This window comes from Hamadaea sp. NPDC051192 (assembly GCF_040682475.1).
In the GTDB taxonomy this organism is placed as follows: domain Bacteria; phylum Actinomycetota; class Actinomycetes; order Mycobacteriales; family Micromonosporaceae; genus Hamadaea; species Hamadaea flava.
On sequence record NZ_JBFBAZ010000136.1, the window covers coordinates 1 to 20,839 of the forward strand.

The window sequence follows — 20,839 nt, forward strand, 5'->3', positions numbered from 1 at the left end:
GGCCTTGGTGGCCGTCGACTTCGGGGTGGCCTTGGCGGCGGCGAGCAGCAACGCGACCGGACGACGCCGGGCGGCAGCGGTAGCGCCGCTGCCCAGCCACGCGGCGGACGCGACGACCGCGATCAGGAAGTCGATCGCGATGACGGAGCCGGTGTTCACGCCGCCTCCGCGACTTCGCCGAGCTTGCGGGCTCCGCGCATGACGCCGACCACGATGTGGACCATGATGATCGCGTTGATCGCGTGGAGCGCCCCGATGATCAGGCCGACCGTGCTGGTCGCACCGCCGTCGTCGGTCATGCCGTTGGCGATCCCGGCGAACACCGGCTGCAGGATGACCAGGCCGAGCGGCAGGATCGCCATGCCGATGAGCTTGCCGGGGGCCTTGGCCAGCGCGGCGAACAGGGTCATGAGCAGGATGAGCAGCGGGATGACCGCCGAACCGGTGATCCGATGCAGCGTGTACGCGCTGTCACCGGCGGGTTTGGTGAACGCGCCGACGGCGGCGAACGCGAACTGCAGGGCGAACACGGCGAGCAGTACGCCGCTGGTGACGAAAAGGGCCTTGCGCATGATGGTCTCCTTCAGATGAGGGCGGCGTGCGCCGTGTTCGCGACGTGCTCGGTGGCCGTGATCGCGCCGTACGCGACCAGCCGGACCAGGTCGGCGTCGGCCGGATGGGACAGTCGCCAGAGGGCGACGTCGCCCTGGCTGAGCGCGCTGGGCGCGAACGCCGCCAGCAACGCGATGCGGGCGCCGACGCGATCGAGCGCGGGCAGATCCCGGACGAGGTCGACGGCCCAGTCCGCGGGCCGCGCCGGATGAATGCCGTCCTCGGCGGAGACGACGGCGGCGATGTGGTGCTGTGCGGTCGCACTGAGCAGCCCGTCGGCGTTCGACGCGACCCGGCGCAGATCGGCGTACGCCCGCTCGACCGTCGTCTGCGGGACCTTGGCCTCCCGGGCGACCTTGGCGTAGAGGCGGCCGCCGACAGTGCGGACCACCGACGACCGTTGCAGACCACCGGGCAGCAGATCGGGATCGAGCAGGGCGGACACCATGCGGTTGATGAAATGGAAGGCGAACACGGTGCCGGTCAGCTCGGCCGAGTGCCCGTCGTCGGTCCAGCCGGCGGTCAGCGGATTGCGGCTGGCCTGCGCCCACGCCACCAGGTCGTGTTTCGCGGCCGGCGCCTCGTCGCGCGCGGCGGCCTCGGCCAGATCGTGCTCGCCCAACGCGTGCAGCAGCATCACGTGGGCGTCGACGCAGAACCGGCAGCGGTTCGCCTGCGAAACCGCGGTCGCCACCAGTTCGCGGTCGGCCCGGGAGGTGTCCCCGGCGAGCAGCGCCTCCCGCATCAGCGACCAGGTCGCCGCCATCAGCTCGGGCACGGCCGACAGCACCTGGAAGGTCGGCACCGGGCCCAGGAACTCCTCCCGCAACTGGCGGTAGACCTCGGCGGTCAAGCCGCTCGCCTGCCTCACAGGCGCGGGTGTCACGAAGCGGTAAGTCATGATCTCGATGCTGGTCTCGGCGCCCGGCGAAAACGTCGTGCTGCCGCAGGCACTTGACGGGCCGCCGATACCGCGATCGCAGTACACGTGATCTACGGCAAACGCAGGACGATTCGCGGCGGCGACCGTTCTAGAGTGCGGATATGCCCTTCGCCATCGGTGGTCTCGTGATCGCGGCCGTCCTCCTCGGCAACGCGACGCTGTCGCCGGACGCCGGTTCGGTCGGCCTGCTCGAAGTCGCGCTGGCTCTGGCGACCGCGGCGGCGGTGGCCGTGTGCCGCAAGTACCCGGTGCCGGCGATGGCCGTGGTCACCGTCGCGATGCTCGCCTTCCACGTACGCGTCCACGCCGGAGTCTCGGCCTCGTTCGCCGTCCTCGGCACCGTGTACGTCGCCGGATGGCTGGGCTACCGCGTCTCGGCCGCCCTCGCCAGCGTCGTCTTCCTGACCGGCTTCCTCGCGTACGACATCTCGACGTCCAGCGGCGGACTCCCGCAGCAGGTGGGGGAGCGTACTTCGTTGCTGCTGGGCTGGTTCGTCGCGGCCAACATCGCCGGGCTCATCGCGCGGCAGCGGCAGGCGTACCTGGCCCAGGTCGAGCAACGGGCGCTCGAAGCCGAACGCACGCGCGAAGAGATGGCCCTGCGCCGGGCGGGCGAAGAGCGCCTCCGCATCGCCCGGGACCTGCACGACTCGCTGACCCACAGCATCTCCGTGATCAAGGTGCAGGCCGGGATCGCGGTGCACCTCGCCCGCAAACACGGCGAGGAACCGCCACCGGCATTGCTCGCCATCCAGGAGGCCAGCGCCGACGCGATGCGGGAACTGCGGGCCACGCTGGGCGCGCTGCGTACGTCCGACATGGACAGCGCCGGCCTCGACCGGCTGCCCGAACTGCTGGAACGCACCCGGTCGCTCGGCGTACCGGTGACGGTGGAGATCTGCGGCGAACCCCGATCGCTGCCCGCCGAGGTCGACCAGGCGGCGTACCGGGTGGTCCAGGAAGGGCTGACCAACGTCGCCAAACACGCCGGGACCGCCACCGCCTCGGTCACCGTCGCGTACGCCGCCGCCGAGGTCGTCGTCTCGGTGACCGACGACGGCACGCTCCCCGTTTCCCCCGTCTCTGCTGTCTCCGCCCTCTCCGCCGTCTCCGCCCTCACACCGGGGGCCTCCGTCACGCTGGGGGCCTCCGTCACGTCGGGCGTTTCCGTCACGCCGGGAGTCGGGCTTCGTGGGATGCGTGAACGGGTCACCGGGCTGGGCGGGACGCTCGCCGCCGGGCCGCTCGACGGAGGCGGGTTCGCCGTCCGCGCCCACCTCCCCCTCCCCGCCCCCGTCCCCTCCGCCTCCGCCCTCGCCCCCGCCGCCGTCCCCGTCGCCCGACCCGCTGCCCCCGTCGCCCGACCCGCTGCCCCCGTCGCCCGATCCGCTGTCCCCGTCGCCCGACCCGCTGTCCCCGTCGCCCGACCCGCTGTCCCCGTCGCCCGACCCGCTGCCCCCGTTGATCATGGAGTTAACTGTGGTGTCGACGGTGTGTCGGACCAGGAAACTCCATGATCAAAGTTCTGCTGGCGGATGATCAGGCGCTGATGCGGGCCGGATTCCGGGCGCTGCTCGACGCCGAAGATGAACTGGAAGTCGTCGGGGAAGCCGCCGACGGTGCGGCAGCGGTCGCCGAAGCCACCCGGCTCCACCCGGACGTCGTCCTGATGGACGTCCAGATGCCAGGCCTCGACGGCATCGAGGCGACCCGGCGCATCGCCGCCGATCCCCGGCTGAGCGGCGTACGCGTGCTGATCCTGACGAACTACGGGCTGGACTCGTACGTCTTCGCCGCCCTGCGTGCCGGGGCGAGCGGGTTCCTCCTCAAGGACTCCGATCCGGCCGAACTCCTGCAGGCGATCGCGGTCGTGTCCCGAGGTGACGCACTGCTCGCCCCGGCGATCACGCGTGCGCTGATCAGCGAATTCGTCGCAGGACCACCGGGCGCCGACCCAGCCGCCGGACGCGAGGTGCTGACCGCCCGCGAGCAGGAGATCGTCGAACTCGTCGCCCGGGGACTCAGCAACGACGAGATCGCCGAACGGATGGTGATCAGCCCGTTGACCGCGAAGACCCACGTCAACCGGGCGATGATGAAGCTGCACTGCCGCGATCGGGCGCAGCTCGTCGTGTGGGCGTACGAGTCGGGGTTGATCACTCCTCGCCGCCGCTGAGGTTATCGCTGGGCATTAGCGGTGGATCAGGGATATGGGTCGAATCTTGGGCGGTGATTCGACTTAGATCCGTGATCTGGTGGGATGGCGGAGCGGGCGGCGCATGTGCGCTGCGCTCGCGTGATGGGCCTGGTACCTCGCGGCGCGGTGCGGTGCGGTGCGGTTCAGGTCGGCGCCGTGAGCTAGGCGTCGGCGTTGAGGTAGGTCAGCACGGCCAGCACCCGGCGGTTGGTGTCGTCGGCCGGCGGCAGGTCGAGCTTGGCGAAGATGTTGCCGACGTGTTTGCCGACGGCCGCCTCGGTCACCACCAGCCGCCGGGCGATCGCCGCGTTCGAATGACCTTCGGCCAGCAGGGCGAGGACTTCGCTTTCGCGGGGCGACAGCCGCGACAGCGGGTCGCGATGCCGTTGGAGCAACTGCCGGACGACTTGGGGGTCGACGACGGTGCCGCCGGACGCGATCTGGTGCAAGGTCGCGGCGAATTCTTCGACGTCGACGATGCGGTCCTTCAGTAGGTAACCGACGCCCCGGCCGCTGCCGGAATCGAGCAGTTCGGCGGCGAAGGAGTGCTGGACGTATTGGCTGAGGACGGCGACGGCCGGGGCGGGGTTCCGGCGGCGCAGCTCCAACGCGGCGCGCAGCCCTTCATCGGTGTAGCCAGGCGGCATGCGGATGTCGGTGACCACGAGGTCCGGCTGCTCGGCGGCGTACGCGGAGAGCAGTGACGGGGCGTCGCCGACCGCTGCGACGACGGTGAAGCCGAAGCGGGTGAGCAGACCGGCCAGTCCTTCGCGCAGCAGTACGCCGTCCTCGGCGAGGGCCACCCGGACGCGGCCCGGCTCGGAAGGCCCGGAGTCGGTCAGGCGCACGGGATCTCCGCCTTCAGCACAGTCGGGCCACCGGGTGGGCTGGACAGCAGTGTGGTGCCGTCGATCGCCCCCACGCGGTCGGCGAGCCCGGTCAGGCCGCTGCCGCCGGCGGGGTCGGCTCCGCCCGAACCGTCATCGGTGACGACGATCGTGAGAAGTCCATTGCGGACGGTCGCCTCGACGCTGGCCCGGGTAGCGCTGGAGTGCTTGGCGACGTTGGCGAGCGCTTCGGCGGCGACGAAGTACGCCGTCGTCTCCACCTGTGCCGGGAGCCGGTCCGGCACGGCGGCGGAGACGCGTACGCCGATGGGGGAGCGGTCGGCGAGTTCGCGGAGCGCGGCGGGCAGACCCCGGTCGGTGAGGATCTGCGGCCGGATGCCCTGGATGAGGTCCCGCAGCTCCACCATGAGCTGTTTGGCCTGCTCGTGTGCGGCGGCGACGGCGCGCCCGGCCGCTGAGTCGGCGGGTAGGTCGTGCCGGGCCAGGCCCAGCTGCAGGGTCAGGCCGATCAGGCGCTGCTGGGCGCCGTCGTGCAGGTCGCGTTCGATCCGGCGGCGTTCGGCCTCGAACGCGTCGGCCAGCCGGGACCGGGACCGGGCGATCTCGACGAGCTGATCGCGAGGATCGCCACCGAGCAGCGCCTGGGCCAGCGCGACGTGGCCGTCGGCCAGGATCAGGAACAGGTACGCCGTCACCGGCAGCAGGATCACTCCGGCGACCGTGTAGGGGACGGCATCGGCGGCGCTGCCGACCTCGCTGAAGCCGAGCGACACCGGCTGCTCGTCGGCCAGCAGCGGCGCGACGATCCACAGCAGCGCGAGCAGCACCGACATCGAGGTCAGCAGGTAGAGCGCGGGCAGGACGGTGACCAGGAAAATCGCGTACGCGAACTCGCGCCACGCCACCGGATCGAGCCACGGCAGCCGGGCCGGGCCGGATCGCGGGGACGGGAGCGGCCGGGGATCGGCCAGCCGGAGCCGCCATCGTTCGAACGCGGCGATCACGCGGGCGAGCGGCGGGCCGAGCCCGGCGACGAGCAGCAGACCGGCCAGCCCCAGCAGGACGATCCGGGCGAAGGAGGCCCGGCCCACCTCGCTGGTCAACAGAAGCCACGGCAGCGCGAGTACGCCCATCGGCACCGCGACGGTGAACATCACCGGCGGCGACGAGACGAGATAGGCCAGCGCACGAGGCCACCATCGCAGCCCACGCCGGCCGCCGAGCCGAGGCACCTGATCAACCTAGCGCGCCAGAAGACCAGGCACAGTAGGCCTAGCCATACCTTCCAGACGCCCCTTGGACGTAGTGCACGCGGCCGGGCCGGAATGGTCGGCTGGAGCACGTGCTGGAACTCGACGAGATCACCAAGGTGTATCCGGGCGGCAAGCGGGCCGTGGACCGCCTCACCCTGCGGTTCGGCCCCGGGCTGGTCGGACTGCTCGGCCCGAACGGCGCGGGCAAGTCCACCCTGATGCGCATCGCGGCCACGGTCACCCGCCCGACCAGCGGGCGCGTCCTCTTTCACGGGGCGGACGCGACGGCGAAACCCGAACAGCTGCGCCGGGCGCTCGGATACCTGCCGCAGGACTTCGGGGTCTACACCCACCTCACCGCGCGGGAGTTCCTGGCGTACCTGGCGGCCGTGAAGGGCTTGTCGGCGCGTTCGGCCCGGGCCCGGATCGACGAACTGCTCGAGCTGGTCAACCTGACCGAGGCGGCCAAGCGGCCGCTGGGCGGCTACTCCGGCGGCATGCTGCGCCGCGTCGGGATCGCCCAGACCCTGCTGGCCGATCCGCAGGTGCTCATCGTCGACGAGCCGACCGCCGGCCTCGACCCCGAGGAACGGATGCGGTTCCGCAACCTGCTCAGCGATCTGGCGACCGACCGGCTCGTGCTGCTGTCGACGCACATCGTCAGCGACATCGAGGCGATCGCGAGCGAGGTGGCGGTCGTCTCCGGCGGGCGCCTGCGTTACCGGGGCACCCTCGACGCGCTGCTTCAGGCGGCCAAGGGCCGCGTCTGGGAGGTCACCGTCCGCCCGGAACACGTCGCGCATCTGCAAAGCAGGCACGCGGTCAGTCGCGTACTGCGGACCGGGGACGCGATGCGTGCCCGGGTGTTCGCGTTCGAGCCGCCGGTCGCCGACGCTCAGCCGGTCGCGCCGGAGCTGGAGGACGCGTACCTCGGGCTCGTGGCGGCGGGCCGGTGAGCGCGCGGGGTCTGCGGGCGATCGTCGCGTTGGCCAGGGCGGACTTCCGGGAGCGGTCGCGGCGACCGGCGTACCTGGTCGTGCTGCTGGGCGCGGTCGCGTTGGCGTGGCTGGCGCTGCCGGCCCGGGACGCGCACTGGGTCATCGTCAACGCCGGAGCCTATCGGGGTGTCTACACCAGCGCGTATGTCGGTGCCGTGACGGCGCTGGCCGCGTCGATGTGGCTGATGATCGGCGGCTTCTTCGCCATCCGGGGCTCGGTCATCCGCGATGAGGCGACCGGGGTCGGCCAGGTGCTGGCCGCGACGCCGATGACGAGGTGGGCGTACGTGCTCGGCAAGTTCCTGAGCAACGTCCTGGTGCTCGGCTCGATGACCGGTGTCCTCGCCGCCTCCGCGGCCGGGTTGCAGTTGATTCGCGGCGAGTCCTGGGTCGTCGACCCGATCGGGCTACTCACTCCGTTTCTGCTGCTGACCGTGCCGGTCCTGGCGATCACCGCCGCGCTGGCCGTGGTGTTCGAGACGATCCGGCCGTTGCGGGGCGGCTTCGGCACCGTGGTGTGGTTCTTCACCGCCTCGCTGGGAGCGCTCGCCGGGCAGGGCGGGGCGGCCCCGCTCGGCGGACTGGGCGGGCAGGCGCTCGCCGAGTCGATGCGGGCCGACCTCACCGCGATGGGCGTACGCGTCACCGAGTTCAGCGTCGGCTTCATGTACCTCGACGATCCACTGCGTACCTTCACCTGGTCCGGGATGCAGCTGACGACGGGGTTCATCGCCGATCGGATGGTGCTGACGCTCCTGTCGGTCGGCGTGGCAGTGGTGCCCGCACTGTGGTTCCACCGGTTCGACACACGCCCACCCGCCAGGAAACGAGGTGCGACCAGCGCGGTCGAGCCGACGGCCGGTGCCGCATTCGGCCACCGGCCCGTTACCGAGGTGGTTCGAGGATCCCGGTTCGCCGGCCTCGTCAGCGGGGAGGCGCGTGTGCTGGCCCGGCACGCGTCCGGATGGTGGTGGCTGGTCGCGGCTGGACTGGCGCTCTGCGGCCTGGCGGCACCGGCGTTGCTGCCCGTCGTCTGGGTGTGGCCGGTGCTGGTGTGGTCTCGGCTCGGGGCATTCCGGCACGAGTCCTCGGTGGCCGGACTGCTGGGGGCGTACCCGGGGCCGGCGCGGCGAGGGGCGGCGGAATGGACGGCCGGGGTGCTCTTCACTGCGGCCCTGGGGCTCGGCCCGATGCTCCGGTGGCTGCTCGCCGGTTCGCTGCCCAGCCTGGCGATCTGGGCCGGCTGCGTCGTGGCGATCCCTTCACTGGCCTGGTCGCTGGGGTCGCTGACCCGGTCGCAGCGCCCGTTTCAGGTGCTCTACCTGGCCCTCTGGTACGCGGTGGTGAACATGGTGATCTGACCCCGAGGCGATGACAAGTCTGTCATTCCACAGCTCCCGATCGAATCGCGAACGACATCGTCCACACCAAATGCGTTGCCTCCGCCGAACGGACCGCCGTGTGTAGTCGATCAGGTGAGTAGACGTCGTACCTCCGAGTCATACGCTCCGGAACCATGTGGACCGTTCACGATCACGGTTCGCCTACTGGAGAGGAAACCCCCATGAACGCACTCCGGCCGAAGGGCCGGCGCGCGCCTGCGACGGCGGCCCTAGCGGCGCTCGCCCTCGTTGCCAGTGGCTTGATAGCCGGCAGCAGTACGCAGGCCGTCGCCGCCGGCTCGGCGCAGCAGACCAAGCTCTACATCGTGCAGGCGATCGACGCCCCCGTCGCGACGTACGACGGCAAGGTCTCGGGCTACACCGCCACCCGTACGACGCAGGGCAAGCGGCTGGACGCGCACTCGAGCGGCGCGACGGCGTACCGGAACTATCTGACCGGCAAGCACGACAAGGCTTTGCGCGCCGCAGGCATCAACCCGGCGTCGAAGACCTATGACTACGGTGTGACGTTCAACGGCTTCGCGGTCCGGCTGACCGCCGTCGAGGCGCAGAAGCTGGCGAAGACCTCGGGCATCAAGAAGCTCTGGGAGAGCCAGACCTACACCGCCGACACCACCACGACGCGGGACTTCCTCGGCCTCACCGGGAAGAACGGCGTGTGGAACCAGCAGTTCCACGGCGACAAGCGGGCCGGCGAGGGCGTCATCGTGGGCGTCATCGACTCCGGCATCTGGCCGGAGAGCGCGTCGTTCGCGGCGCTGTCCGAGCCCCGTCCGGACGCCAAGGCGATCGCCGCGAAGTGGCACGGCACCTGCGACTCGGGTGTCGAGGCTCCGGTGCCCTGCAACAACAAGCTGATCGGCGCGCGGTACTACCGTGCCGGCTTCCCGGAGATCGAGGACTTCGAGTTCGACTCGCCGCGTGACTACGGCGGCCACGGCTCGCACACCTCGTCGACGGCGGCGGGCGACTTCGGCGTACCGGCCACCATCGGCGGCAACGAGGTCGGCAGCATCAGCGGCATGGCCCCGGCCGCCCGCCTCGCGATGTACAAGGCGCTGTGGCAGGGCTCCGACGGCTCCGGCCACGGCCAGGAGATCGACCTGGTGGCCGCGATCGAGCAGGCCACCGCGGACGGTGTGGACGTCATCAACTACTCGATCTCCGGCTCGTCGGCGTACATCGTGGCCGGTGCCGAGATCGCGTTCTTCAACGCCGCCGCGGCGGGCGTCTTCGTCTCGGCCTCGGCTGGCAACGACGGCGACACGATCGGCGAGAGCAGCGTCGCGCACAACGACCCGTGGATCACCACCGTCGCGGCCAGCACCCACGACCGGGGCAACTCGAAGTCGGTCACGCTGGGCAACGGCTCGACCTACCAGGGCATCGGCACCATCCCGGCCGCGGTCGCCTCGTCGCCGCTGGTCTACTCGTCGGCGGTGAAGAAGGCCGACGCGGATCCGACGCAGGCCCAGCTGTGCTACGTCGGCACCCTCGACCCCGCGCTCACGGCCGGCAAGATCGTGGTCTGCGACCGGGGCGGCAACGCCCGGGTCGAGAAGAGCCTCGCCGTGAAGAACGCGGGCGGCGTCGGCGTCGTCCTGGCCAACACCTCGGCGGCGCAGTCGCTGAACGGCGACGACCACTTCCTGCCGACGGTGCACCTCGACTCGACGGCGGGCGCGGCGGTCCGGGCATACGCCCAGACGGCGGGCGCGACGGCGAGCATCAGCGTGGTCGACACCACCAAGGTGCGGGCTCCGCAGATGGCCGGATTCTCGTCGTACGGACCGGCCATCGCAGGTAACGGCGACCTGCTCAAGCCGGACATCACCGCGCCAGGCGTGGACGTCGTCGCCTCGGTGGCGCCGACCGCGGCCAACTACGGCAACAGCTTCGCGACCTACTCGGGCACCTCGATGTCCTCGCCGCACATCGCGGGCATCGCGGCGCTGCTGATCGCCAAGCACCCCGACTGGTCGCCGATGGCGGTCAAGTCGGCCCTGATGACCACGGCGAGCACCAAGGACAACCAGGGCAAGCCGATCCAGTGGGCGTTCGGCGACGCGACGCCGCTGAACTTCGGTTCGGGCCACGTGACCCCGGCTCCGGCGTTCGACCCGGGCCTGGTCTACGACTCGACGCCGACCGACTGGATCGCGTACGGCTGCGCCCTGGGTCAGTTCCAGCTCATCACCGACCCGTCGTTCTGCGCGAGCTACCCGACGGTCGACCCGAGCGACCTGAACTACCCGTCCATCGCCGTCGGCGACCTCGCGGGCTCGCAGACGATCAAGCGGTCGGTCACCAACGTGACCAAGCGTGCGGGCGTCTACGTGCCGGTCGTGTCGGCACCGGCCGGGTTCAAGGTCAAGGTGAACCCGCCGCTGCTCGTCGTAGGCCCCGGCAAGACCAAGAGCTACACGGTCACCATCACCCGGACGAACGCCGCGATCGGCGAGTGGGCCTTCGGCTCGCTGACCTGGCAGGAGTTCGGCACCGGCAAGCACAAGGTCCGCAGCCCCATCGCGGTCAAGCCGGTCTCGCTGGCGGTGTCGCCGGAGATCACCGGTTCGACGGCGGCCGGCAGCGTGGCGGTGCCGGTGAAGTCCGGCTTCGCCGGGACGCTCAGCGCGACGCTGGCCGGTCTCGTTCCGGCCGACGTCACCAGCCACGCGCTGGACCCGGCCGGTCCTTCGTTCGACGACGCCGCCCCGGCGGTCAGCAGCCGGACGGCGAAGCTCACGGTCACCGTCCCGGCGGGCACCATCGGCCGCTACTCCACGTTCAACGCGGACTACGCCGGTGCCACCGACACCGACCTGTACGCGTACGCGGCGGGGACGGCGAACGAGGTGACGCTCAGCGCCGGCGGCGACGCCAACGAGACGATGATCCTGAACCCGGGGACGTACGACATCTACGTCGTGCTGTTCGGTTCGGCGTCCGGCCCGCTGGACGTCAAGCTGAACGGCTGGACGCTCGGCACCACCTCGGCGGGCAACGCCACCGTGTCGCCTGCGAGCCAGACGGTCACGGTCGGCGGCGCGGCGTCGCTGACGGTCTCCTGGACCGGCCTGACGGCGGGCGTCCGCTACCTCGGCAAGCTCAGCTACAGCGACGGGACCTCGACCATCGGGTCGAGCTACCTGCTCGTGGGCTGAGTTCGGGGCTGACGAGAACAGCCGCCTACCGGCACACTGAGGGCCGCCCGTCCGCATCGAGGTGCGAACGGGCGGCCCGACCCGTCTCAGCAACAAACACCCGCCCCGCGACGGCCGGAGCGGAAGTTCCATAAAGGACTCACGGCCGCGAGAGGAAGATCCCGAATTGGTAACGATCGGCGTGGGTCCGCAAAGAATTTGCGCCCCTAGGCACTGTTTCAGAACGTGATCGGTCTGGTTTGGAGCGCAATCCGCTCACGGCGGGCTCAGGTGGCGGCCATCTGGGCGCTCACCCTGCTCGCCATCGCGGCGGCCGCCGCCACCCCCTGGTACGCCTTCGCGACCCGGGAAGCGCTGGCCCGGCGGGCGGTCGACACCGCCGCTCCAGTGGAGCGGTATGTCAGTGTATCGATCCGGTCGAAGGAGCCCGGGCAGATCAGCGAGGCAGATCCTCTTCGGGAGGCGCTGCGTACGCGGGCCGGCGACCTGCCGACCCTCGACACGATCACCGAGTACGCGATGAGCGGCCGGATGACGGTCGGCGAGTTGACGACGTTCTCCGTCCTCGCCCGGGACGGGGTTTGCGCGCATTCCCTGATCGAGGGCGCGTGCCCGGCCGCATCCGGCGAGATCATGATCGGCCAGGTCACCGCCGAGCGGCTGGGGCTGGCCGTCGGGGACACGGTGGCGTACACGCCGGAGGAGGCCAAGCTGCCGGTGACGTTGACCGTCGTCGGCCGCTATCAGCCGCAGGATCCGCTCGACCCGTACTGGTCTGGCGTGCTCAAGACCGGGCCGCAGGATCTGGAACCGGGCTTCACCGTCCGGCCGACGCTGGACACGGCGGTCACGAAGGTCACCACGACCGTTTCGCTGCTGCTCGCCTCGGATGCGTACGACGGGGATCTGGCGCATCGGCTCGACGTGGCCCGGCAGGGGCTGGGCGCCGACAACATGGTCGTGCGTACGTCGGCCGACAGTCTCGCCCGGGAGATCGAGGCTGAGCAGCAGGAACTGCTCAACGGCATCGCTGTCGCGGCGGCCCGGCTGGTGCTGCTGTGCGGGGTCGCGTTGTTCGTCGCCGTCCGGCACGCGGCCCAGGCTCATCGCACCGACGTCGGGCTCGTCCGGTTGCGGGGTGTGCGCTGGTGGCGGGTCTGGACCTCGTCGCTGGCCCCGACCGTGTCGCCCATGCTCGCCGCCGCGATCCTGGGCGCGCCGTTGGGCGTACTCGCTGGATATGCCCTGGCGGGCGGGGCCGGAACCGAACAGTCGACGGCGCTCGCCGCGAGCCTGGGATCGGGCGCGGCGGTGCTGGTCAGCGCGATCGTCGTGGCGGCGGTGGCGCAGACGGAGGCGACTCGGGCGACCGTGAGCGAGTTGCTGCGGGACGTGCCCGCGCGGGCGCGGACCGGGCGCGCGCTGGACGTGGTCGAGATCGTCGTGCTGCTGCTGGCGGGAGTCGGCGTGTGGCAGCTGATCAGCGTCGCGCAGACGCGGACCGCCACGGTCGCGCCCGCTGCCGCTCCGGCGGTGCTGGCGCTGGCGGCGGGGTTGCTGGTCAGTCGCCTACTGCTGGCGTTGGCCGCGCGGACCGGTGGCTGGGCGGCCCGCGCGGGCCGGCTGCCGTCGGCGTTCGCGGCGTTGTCGGCGAGCCGGCGACCGGCCCTGCGCTGGGTGGTGACCTTGCTGGTCGTGGCGGTGGCCGGGCTGGCTGGAGCGTTCGCCGACGATCTGCGCGCTCGTCCGGCGATCGCCGACCGGGCCGCGCTCCAGGTGGGGGCGGCGCGGGTGCTGACGGTGACCGCGCCGAGCCGGGTCGTATTGCGCGACGCGGTCCGCGAAGTCGACCCCGGCGGCCAGTACGCGATGGCGGCGGCGCAGTACACGTTGTCGGCCGGGCTCAGCGACGGCGTGCTGGCGGTCGACACGTCTCGGCTGGCCCGGACGGCGTTGTGGCGCGCCGAATACGGACCGCTGCCGGGCGTGCGCGACGACCAGGCGCCGGGCTGGAAGGTGGCGAGCGGAACGCTGGCGCTCGACGTCACGCTGAACCCGAAACTGCACAAGCTCGGCCGTGACGGGTTGAGCGCTCATGCCGCCGACGAATCTGATGACGTGGCCGACACCGTGTATGTCGCCGCGTCGCTGGTCCGGCGAGACGGTGTGGCCGTACGCGCGCTGTGGGGGCCGCTGACTCCCGGGCGGGCGACGTACTCCGCCACTGTGGAGCATTGCGACGACGGTTGCCGCATCGCCTCGTTCGACATGGTCACGCGGGACGAGCCCAAGCCCGGCGGCCCGCCCGTGCACTACGGCAAGCCCGACTGGGGCACCCAGGTCACCCTGCACGCCGTCCAGGCGAGCGGGACGGACCTGGTCAGCCGGGCCGACCTCACCGATCGGGTGCGCTGGCGGGGGCCGGTCCAGCCGGACGCGCTGGCCGCCGAGCTGTCGACCGGCCCGGACGGGCTGTCCATCATCGCCCCGCCGACCTGCGGCCTGCCGCTTCGAGGCTCGTGCCTGCCGTCGGCGTACCCGGTCGGGGCGCCGGTCCCGATTCCGGTGGTGCTCGCCGGTACGCCCGGCTACGGCAACCGGCCGCAGCAGTTGTGGCTGGACATGCTGGGCGCACCGGCCGTCCCGGTCCGGGTGACCGGCCAGGTCTCGGCGCTGCCCCGGCTCGGCTCGTCCGGAGTCCTCGTCGACCTGACCGAGCTGGACGAGCTGGCCGGCGTACGCCTGGCGGCGGAGCAGTTCCAGGTGTGGCTCACCGCCGACGCCCCGGAGTCCATCGTGGACGAATTGGCGAAGCGGCAGATCCGGGTGCTGCGCAGCGAGACCCCGGCCCAGGCGGCCGACCGGCTCGACGACGACGCCCCGGCCGCCATCCGCCGGTTCGCGCTGCTCGCCGCGATCCTCGGGCTCGTCATCGCGGCGACCGCGTTGCTGCTGGCAGCCGCGTCCGGGCGGACGGCGACGGTCAAGGACCTGACCGCGCTGCGGGTGCAGGGCCTGCCCGAGCGAGCAGTACGCCGAGCCGGGCTGGCCTTCTACGGCTGGCCCCCGGCAGCCGCGACAGCGGCCGGCCTCATCGCCGCGGTCGCAGCAGCGGCGCTGCCCGTACCGCCGCCGAAGATATTCACGGATCGGTGGCAGGTGCTCGCTGCGCCGCCCGGAGGGGTGCCGTTCGGGGTACTCGTGCTGGCCGGGGTGATCAGCGCGGCGGTGGTCGTCGCGGCGGTCAGCTGGGCCACTCGGCGGGTCACCCTCGCCGTCCGGTCCGCGAGCGGAACCAGTCGGGTTGGGCGACCGGCCACCGCCGGCCCCGCCCCCGCCGCTCCCGCCCCCGGCCCCGCCGGGGAGGGGACCGGATCACGGATATCCATGGAAAAACCGTCCAAGATTCGACCCATATCCGTGATCCAGCGCCCAAGCGGCGAGCGCCCAAGCGGCGAGCGCGAAGGAAGCGGCGAGCGCCCAAGCGGTGAGCGCCCAAGCGGTGAGCGCCCAAGCGGTGAGCGCCCAAGCGGCCAGCGCCCAAGCGGCCAGCGCCCAAGCGGTGAGCGCCCAAGCGGTGAGCGAGAGGGGGACGAGAAGTGATCCCGTTGCTGGCGTTGCTGATCCGCGCCCGCTGGGCGGGCCTGGTCACGGTGGGCGTACTGACCGGTGTCCTCGGCGCGCTCGCCGCCGTGGGCGCGGATTTCCCGGGGCGTACGGGGGATCGGCTGGCCGCCGACACGATCGCCGAGGCGCCGCTGGCCGAGCGGGAGTTCCGGATCGCCGCTGATTCCAAGGACTCGTCGAATTTCGAGACCACGCTGAACCGCGTACGCGACACACCGGGGCTGACGGTCCGCTATGGCCAGCAGTTCGACGTCCTGGGCTTCGTCCCGAACGACGCGAGCACGCTGATGTTCCGGGAGGACTTCTGCGTACACCTGAAGATGACCGCCGGGCGGTGCCCGGTCGCGCCGGGTGAGATCGTGGTGCCGGCTGATCAGGCGAAGGCGTTGCAGGTGTCGGTCGGCTCGGTGCTCGACGTCGCGCAGGGGCTCTTCGACGACAAGTACAACATGTGGTACCCGTCGCCGGACGGTTCGCACCCGTTCGACGTGGTCGGCGTCTACACGCCGCTGGACCAGAACGAGGACTACTGGGGCTCGCCGAGCCCGTTCACCACCCGGCTCGACGGCAGCGTGGAGGGCCCGTTGCTGACCCGGGCCGACGCGATGCAGGCGGTGCCGCACGACAGCCATCTGCTCACCGCCGACGTGCTCGTGGAACCGTCGCTGCTCAGCACCATGACGTGGCAGCAGTTCCTGGAGGGGATCCTGCAGCCGAAGCTGATCGAGCCGCCGTCCGACGGGCTGCCCATGCTCCTGGATCGGGTGCAGGACCAGCGCCGCTACGTCGGCGTCGCCACTCCGGCCGTCGTGCTGCCCGTCCTGACGCTCGGCTGCCTGGTGCTGTTCCTGCTCGTGTCCCGGCAGGTCCAGCGGGAACGCGGGGAACTCGGCGTACAGGCCGTCCGGGGGCTGCCGGTGCCGTCGCGGTGGGCGCTCGGCGGTGGCGCGCCGTTGTTCGTGGCGCTCGCCGGGCTGGTCATCGGGGCGTCGATCGCCGGGTCGCCGTTCACCCTGGCGGTCGGCCTCACTGCCTTCGCCGTCGCGTTCGCGATCACGGTCGCGGTCCTGCCGGTCGTGATCGCCCGCCCGGTCGACGCGCTGCGGCAGGTCGGCCCGGCCTGGGCGGCCCGGCTGCGGCAGCTGCCCGCCGGGGAGGTTGCGCTGGTCGCGCTCGCCGTCACCAGTCTCGCCTTTGTGCGTACGACTGAGGGCTTGGGAAACTTCGCCCCCGCGCTCCTGGCGGCGGCGATGGTGCTGGTGGTCGCGCGGATCCTGCCCGCGGTGGTCCGGGCCGCGACGCCGCGGCTGCTGCGCGCGGGCCGGCTCGTTCTGGGCCTGGCCGCCGCGCAGCTCGGGCGACGGCCGGCCGCACGCCAGCTGATCGCGGTGAGCGGCCTGGCCGTGGCATTGCTCGCGCTGGTCGCGTCGTCGCTCGCCACGAGCCAGGTGGTACGCGAGAAGCAGATCGCGTTGTCGGTAGGTGCCGATCGTGTGCTCTCCGTGCGCGCCGCTGACCCGGGTCAGGTGATCGCGGCGGTGCGTGCGGTCGATCCGGAGGGCGCGTTCGCGATGCCGGTCGGGCGGATCTCCAGCGAGACCAGGCATCCGGAGATCCTGGCACTGGATCTGAGCCGGGCGGCCCAGCTCGACTGGGACCGGGCGCCGGCCGTCGCGGCGCAGATCGGGCCGAAGCTGACCGAACGCGGATTGCTGTCGAAGACGGTGTCGGTGACCGTGACGGCGACGCCGCTCGACGGGGTGGTGATTCCGCGGGCGTTGCTGCTGGCGCAGGTGACCACTTCGGACGGCCGACGGCAGACGGTCACGCTCGGATCGCCCAACGCCGGGCGCAGTACGCTGACCACTACGCTCCCGGCCGCGTGCGACGCGGGCTGCCGGTTGGACGCGATCAACGGCGTGGCGGCGAGCGGCGCGGGCTGGCGGCTGTCACTGGAAGAACTCTCGCCGTACGCCGACATCAGCGACTGGCGTGTGGTGGGTTCGCTGGAGAAGGCGGGGAACTGGAAGCTGACCGGATCGGGTCTGCTCCTGCCGCCGGAAGTCCCGGAGGCGCTGCCCGCCATCGCCACGCCCGGCCTCGACGTCGACGCTCGGCGGATGGACCTGCCGCTCAGCGGCGGCTCCCTGAAACTGACCCAGGTCGGCGAGGCTCCGGTGCTGCCCCGGATCGGCGACACCGGCCTGCTCGTCGACCTCGACACGCTGATCGCGGCGAGCGGCGGCGCGCATACGCTGGACTCGATGGAGGTCTGGCTGACCGCGTCGGCGCCCGACACGCTGACAGCGGCGTTGCAGGCCAAGGGCGTGCTCGTCGTCGGCTCCGTCTCGCGGGCCGAGGCGCGTACGGTCGCAGCCCGGTCGCCGGCCGCCCTCGTGCTGCGGCTGTTCGTCGGCGCGACCGTGGTCGCCTGGCTGCTGCTGGGAGCGGTCCTGCTCGCCGTCGCCCGGGTCGACCGGGGTTCGCCGGATCTCAGCGCGCTGCGGTTGGCCGGACTCCGGGAACGGACCCTGCGCGGGTCGTCGCGGCTCGCGTACGCGATCGCGGTGTTCTTCGGAGTCCTGTTAGGACTCCTGGGGGCGGGGTTGGCGTGGGCGCTGGCCCGGTCGGTGCTGCCGATCACCTCGGGGGAGACGTGGCTGGGGGTGCCCGCGGTTCCGCCCGCGCTCCCCGTCCTCGTTCCCGTCGGGGTGGGGGCGCTCGCTCTGCTCGCTGTCACCTGGCTCGCCTTCGCCCGCCGCACCCGTTAGGTGCAGATCACGGTTGTGCATGCCTCCTCGCGCCAGGAAGCATGCGTAACCGTGATCTGCAGGTTAAGGGCAGACAGCGAGTGTCAGGCGGCGAGGGCGTCGACGAGCCGGCGGCAGGAGCCGGCGAGGTTCCACTCCTCGGCGAGCGCCAACACCCGGTCGGCGTCCTTCGGCGCGCGGGGCAGCGTCAGGTCTACCGGCGGGAGCGGAGCGTCGTCGGCTACGCGTACCACCTTCGGAGCGACGTCCAAGTAGGACGCGGCGTCGGCGATCTTGCGGCGTACGCCGGAGGCCATCTCGCCGACGGATTCCAGTGCGGCGGCTCGGATCCCGGCTAGGTTGCCGTAGCGGTTGACCAGCGCCATCGCCGTCTTCTCGCCGACACCCGGTACGCCGGGCAGCCCGTCGCTCGGGTCGCCGCGCAGGATCGCGAAGTCCACATACGCCTCCGGCGGTACGCCGTACTTGGCGACGACGGCGGCGGAGTCGCAGTCTTCGAGCTTGGCCACGCCCCGGCCGACGTAGAGGAACCGGACGCCTCGCTCGTCGTCGACGAGCTGGAACAGGTCGCGGTCGCCGCTGACCACCTCAACCGGGGCCTTCCGCGAGGCGGACGCGGCGAGCGTGCCGAGGACGTCGTCGGCCTCATATCCCGGTACGCCGAAGGCCGCGATCCCGAAGGCTTCGAGCACCTCGAGCAGCATCGGAACCTGGGGGGCGAGCGTGTCGGGCACTTCTTCGACGGAGACGCCCGGGGCGGGCTCGGCGACCACCCGGTGGGCCTTGTAGCTGGGCAGCAGCTCGACGCGCCAGGCCGGCCGCCAGTCGGCGTCGAGCGCGCACGCGATGCGATCGGGCTTGCGCGTCCGCACCAGGGTGGCCAGCATGTCCAGGAAGCCCCGGACGGCGTTGACCGGCTGGCCGGACGCCGTCTTGGCGGACGACTCGGGTACGCCGAAGTACGCGCGGAAGTAGAGGCTGGGCGCGTCGACGGCGAGCAGGGGAGCGGTCACGCCCATCAGACTGCCACACGGGGGTGACACCAGCCGGGTACGCGCCCAGGCCCTAACGTTCGTTAAGCTATTCGCATGCCCAGCGTTGTGCTCCTGCCCCCCAGCCTCGACCCGTCGGCTGCGGAACTGTCCCGTGACCTGCTCGACCTCGCCCGCGAGCTGGCCGACAAGGAACTGCGTCCGCGTGCCGACGACTTCGAGGCGCGGGGCGAGTTCCCCCGCGAGATCATCCGGACCCTCGGCCGCAGCGGCTTCCTCGGCCTGCCCTATTCCAGCGGCTACGGCGGGGCGGATCAGCCCTACGAGGTCTACCTCCAGGTGCTGGAGATCCTGGCGAGCCGGTGGCTGGCCGTCGCGGAGGCGGTCAGCGTGCACACCCTGGCCTGCTACCCGCTGGCCACCTACGGGACCGAGGAGCAGAAGCAGCGCTGGCTGCCGGACCTGCTCGGTGGGGAGCTGCTGGGGGCGTACTGCCTGTCCGAGCCGGCCGGCGGATCCGACGCGGCCAACCTCACCACCGCGGCCCGGCTGGACGGCGACGCGTACGTCGTGAACGGCACGAAGGCGTGGATCACCCATGCCGGCGTCGCGGACGCGTACAACATCTTCTGCCGGACCGGCGGGCCCGGCGCCAAGGGGATCTCCTGCCTGTTCGCGGACGCCGCGACCGCGGGCATCGAGCCGCAGCCGCGCGAGCGGACGATGGGGCTGAAGGCGTCGCCGGTGGCGCAGGTCGTGCTCGACGGGGCGCGGGTGCCCGCGGACCGGCTGATCGGCGGCGAGGGCGAGGGTTTCACGATCGCCATGGGCGCGCTGGACAGTGGCCGGCTCGGCATCGCGGCCTGCGCGGTCGGGCTCGCCCAGGGCGCGCTCGACTACGCCATCGGGTACGCCAAGGAACGCAAGCAGTTCGGCCAGCGGATCATCGACTTCCAGGGGCTCGGCTTCCTCGTCGCCGACGCGGCCACCCAGCTTGCGGCGGCCCGGGCACTGACCTTGCACGCCGCCCGGCTCAAGGACGCGGGGCAGCCGTATTCGATCGAGGCTGCCCAGGCCAAGCTGTTCGCGACCGACGTGGCGATGAAGGTGACCACGGACGCCGTGCAGGTGCTCGGCGGGGCGGGTTACGTCGCGGATCACCCGGTCGAGCGGTACATGCGCGAGGCGAAGGTGCTGCAGATCGTCGAGGGCACCAACCAGATCCAGCGCATGGTCATCGCCCGCCACCTGTCTCGCTGACGCACCCGCCACCCCCACCCGCCACCCCGCTGACGCTCGCCCCGCTCGCCCCACCCCGCTCGCCCCACCCCGCTCGCCCCACCCCGCCCTCGCCGCGTTGATCATGGAGTTAACCGTGGTCTCGACGGTGTGTCGGGGTGGGAAACCCCATGATCAACGGCAGCCGCCGCGCCTAGGATCGGGGGTATGCGCGCAGCGGTCATTCATGCTCCGAAGGACATCCGGATCGAGGAGGTGCCCGATCCTGACCTGGTCGAGGCGACCGACGCGATCGTCCGGGTCACCCACGCCTGCATCTGCGGCAGCGACCTGTGGGCGTACCAGGGGGTGGCGAACCGCCAGCCGGGCCAGCGGATCGGGCACGAGTTCCTCGGCGTCGTCGAGGCGGCGGGCACGGGCGTGCGGACGCTGAAGGTCGGCCAGGCGGTCGTGGCCCCGTTCGTGTGGTCCGACGGGACGTGCGAGTTCTGCCAGGCCGGTTTGCAGACCAGCTGCGTACACGGCGGGTTCTGGGGCCAGGTCGGCGCGGACGGCGGCCAGGGCGAGGCGGTACGCGTACCGTTCGCCGACGGCACGCTCGTGCCGCTGCCGGCCGGATTGCCCGACGACGACCTGGTCAAGGTGCTGGCGCTGTCGGACGTCATGTCGACGGGGCACCACGCCGCGCTCAGCGCCCGGGTCGCGCCGGGCAGCACGGTGGCGGTCGTCGGGGACGGGGCGGTCGGGCTCTGCGGGGTGCTGGCCGCGCGGCGGCTCGGGGCCGAGCGCATC

The 20,839-nt window shown here is 71.7% G+C and carries 14 protein-coding genes; 9 read left to right on the plus strand and 5 right to left on the minus strand.

All coding sequences use genetic code 11. From position 1 onward, the window contains the following. Nucleotides 1–155: 155 nt before the first annotated feature. Together AB0M47_RS34940 and AB0M47_RS34945 are read right to left on the minus strand one after the other, a co-directional pair. Nucleotides 156–572 (minus strand): DUF6220 domain-containing protein, encoded by a 417-nt coding sequence (locus AB0M47_RS34940; RefSeq protein ID WP_363421761.1) that lies wholly within the window; start codon nucleotides 570–572, stop codon nucleotides 156–158. A gap of 11 nt (nucleotides 573–583) precedes the next feature. Further along, nucleotides 584–1,513 carry a carboxymuconolactone decarboxylase family protein gene (locus AB0M47_RS34945; protein ID WP_363421764.1) on the minus strand — a complete coding sequence of 310 codons (930 nt, stop codon included), beginning with the start codon at nucleotides 1,511–1,513 and terminating at the stop codon, nucleotides 584–586. A gap of 143 nt (nucleotides 1,514–1,656) precedes the next feature. Here AB0M47_RS34945 and AB0M47_RS34950 point away from each other — a divergent pair, with 143 nt between their 5' ends. Next, nucleotides 1,657–3,072, plus strand: coding sequence for a histidine kinase (locus AB0M47_RS34950; RefSeq protein ID WP_363421766.1), 1,416 nt, complete (start codon nucleotides 1,657–1,659; stop codon nucleotides 3,070–3,072). Beyond that, on the plus strand, nucleotides 3,069–3,731 hold the full coding sequence (locus AB0M47_RS34955) for a response regulator transcription factor (protein WP_363421768.1): 663 nt from the start codon (nucleotides 3,069–3,071) through the stop codon (nucleotides 3,729–3,731). Before AB0M47_RS34950 ends, AB0M47_RS34955 begins: the two co-directional genes overlap by 4 nt. Before the next feature lie 182 nt (nucleotides 3,732–3,913). Here the strand turns inward: AB0M47_RS34955 and AB0M47_RS34960 are convergent, their stop codons facing one another. Next, entirely contained in the window at nucleotides 3,914–4,600 is a 687-nt protein-coding gene (locus AB0M47_RS34960) for a response regulator transcription factor (RefSeq protein ID WP_363421770.1), read from the minus strand. Next, a complete protein-coding gene (locus AB0M47_RS34965; protein ID WP_363421772.1) occupies nucleotides 4,591–5,832 on the minus strand; it encodes a histidine kinase in 1,242 nt (413 codons plus the stop codon). The genes AB0M47_RS34960 and AB0M47_RS34965 overlap by 10 nt, the downstream gene beginning before the upstream one ends. A gap of 110 nt (nucleotides 5,833–5,942) precedes the next feature. Here AB0M47_RS34965 and AB0M47_RS34970 point away from each other — a divergent pair, with 110 nt between their 5' ends. The 5 genes from AB0M47_RS34970 (at nucleotide 5,943) to AB0M47_RS34990 (ending at nucleotide 17,816) form a co-directional block, all read left to right on the plus strand. Next, the gene (locus AB0M47_RS34970; RefSeq protein ID WP_363421774.1) at nucleotides 5,943–6,809 is read left to right on the plus strand and encodes an ABC transporter ATP-binding protein; all 867 of its coding nucleotides are present in this window, start codon (nucleotides 5,943–5,945) and stop codon (nucleotides 6,807–6,809) included. Next, nucleotides 6,806–8,212, plus strand: a complete 1,407-nt coding sequence (locus AB0M47_RS34975) for a hypothetical protein (protein WP_363421776.1) — start codon at nucleotides 6,806–6,808, stop codon at nucleotides 8,210–8,212. The genes AB0M47_RS34970 and AB0M47_RS34975 overlap by 4 nt, the downstream gene beginning before the upstream one ends. 203 nt (nucleotides 8,213–8,415) lie before the next feature. Beyond that, nucleotides 8,416–11,418 (plus strand): S8 family peptidase, encoded by a 3,003-nt coding sequence (locus AB0M47_RS34980; protein ID WP_363421778.1) that lies wholly within the window; start codon nucleotides 8,416–8,418, stop codon nucleotides 11,416–11,418. 270 nt (nucleotides 11,419–11,688) lie between these two features. Continuing rightward, complete coding sequence (locus tag AB0M47_RS34985) at nucleotides 11,689–15,021, plus strand: hypothetical protein (protein ID WP_363421780.1); 3,333 nt, start codon at nucleotides 11,689–11,691, stop codon at nucleotides 15,019–15,021. Then, nucleotides 15,018–17,816 carry a hypothetical protein gene (locus AB0M47_RS34990; RefSeq protein ID WP_363421782.1) on the plus strand — a complete coding sequence of 933 codons (2,799 nt, stop codon included), beginning with the start codon at nucleotides 15,018–15,020 and terminating at the stop codon, nucleotides 17,814–17,816. The genes AB0M47_RS34985 and AB0M47_RS34990 overlap by 4 nt, the downstream gene beginning before the upstream one ends. Before the next feature lie 83 nt (nucleotides 17,817–17,899). Here the strand turns inward: AB0M47_RS34990 and AB0M47_RS34995 are convergent, their stop codons facing one another. Beyond that, entirely contained in the window at nucleotides 17,900–18,829 is a 930-nt protein-coding gene (locus AB0M47_RS34995) for a 5'-3' exonuclease (protein WP_253752026.1), read from the minus strand. 75 nt (nucleotides 18,830–18,904) lie between these two features. Here AB0M47_RS34995 and AB0M47_RS35000 point away from each other — a divergent pair, with 75 nt between their 5' ends. Beyond that, entirely contained in the window at nucleotides 18,905–20,068 is a 1,164-nt protein-coding gene (locus AB0M47_RS35000) for an acyl-CoA dehydrogenase family protein (protein ID WP_363421784.1), read from the plus strand. Nucleotides 20,069–20,254: 186 nt separating this feature from the next. Further along, the coding region (locus AB0M47_RS35005; protein ID WP_363421786.1) for an alcohol dehydrogenase catalytic domain-containing protein at nucleotides 20,255–20,839 on the plus strand (585 nt) is incomplete at its 3' end.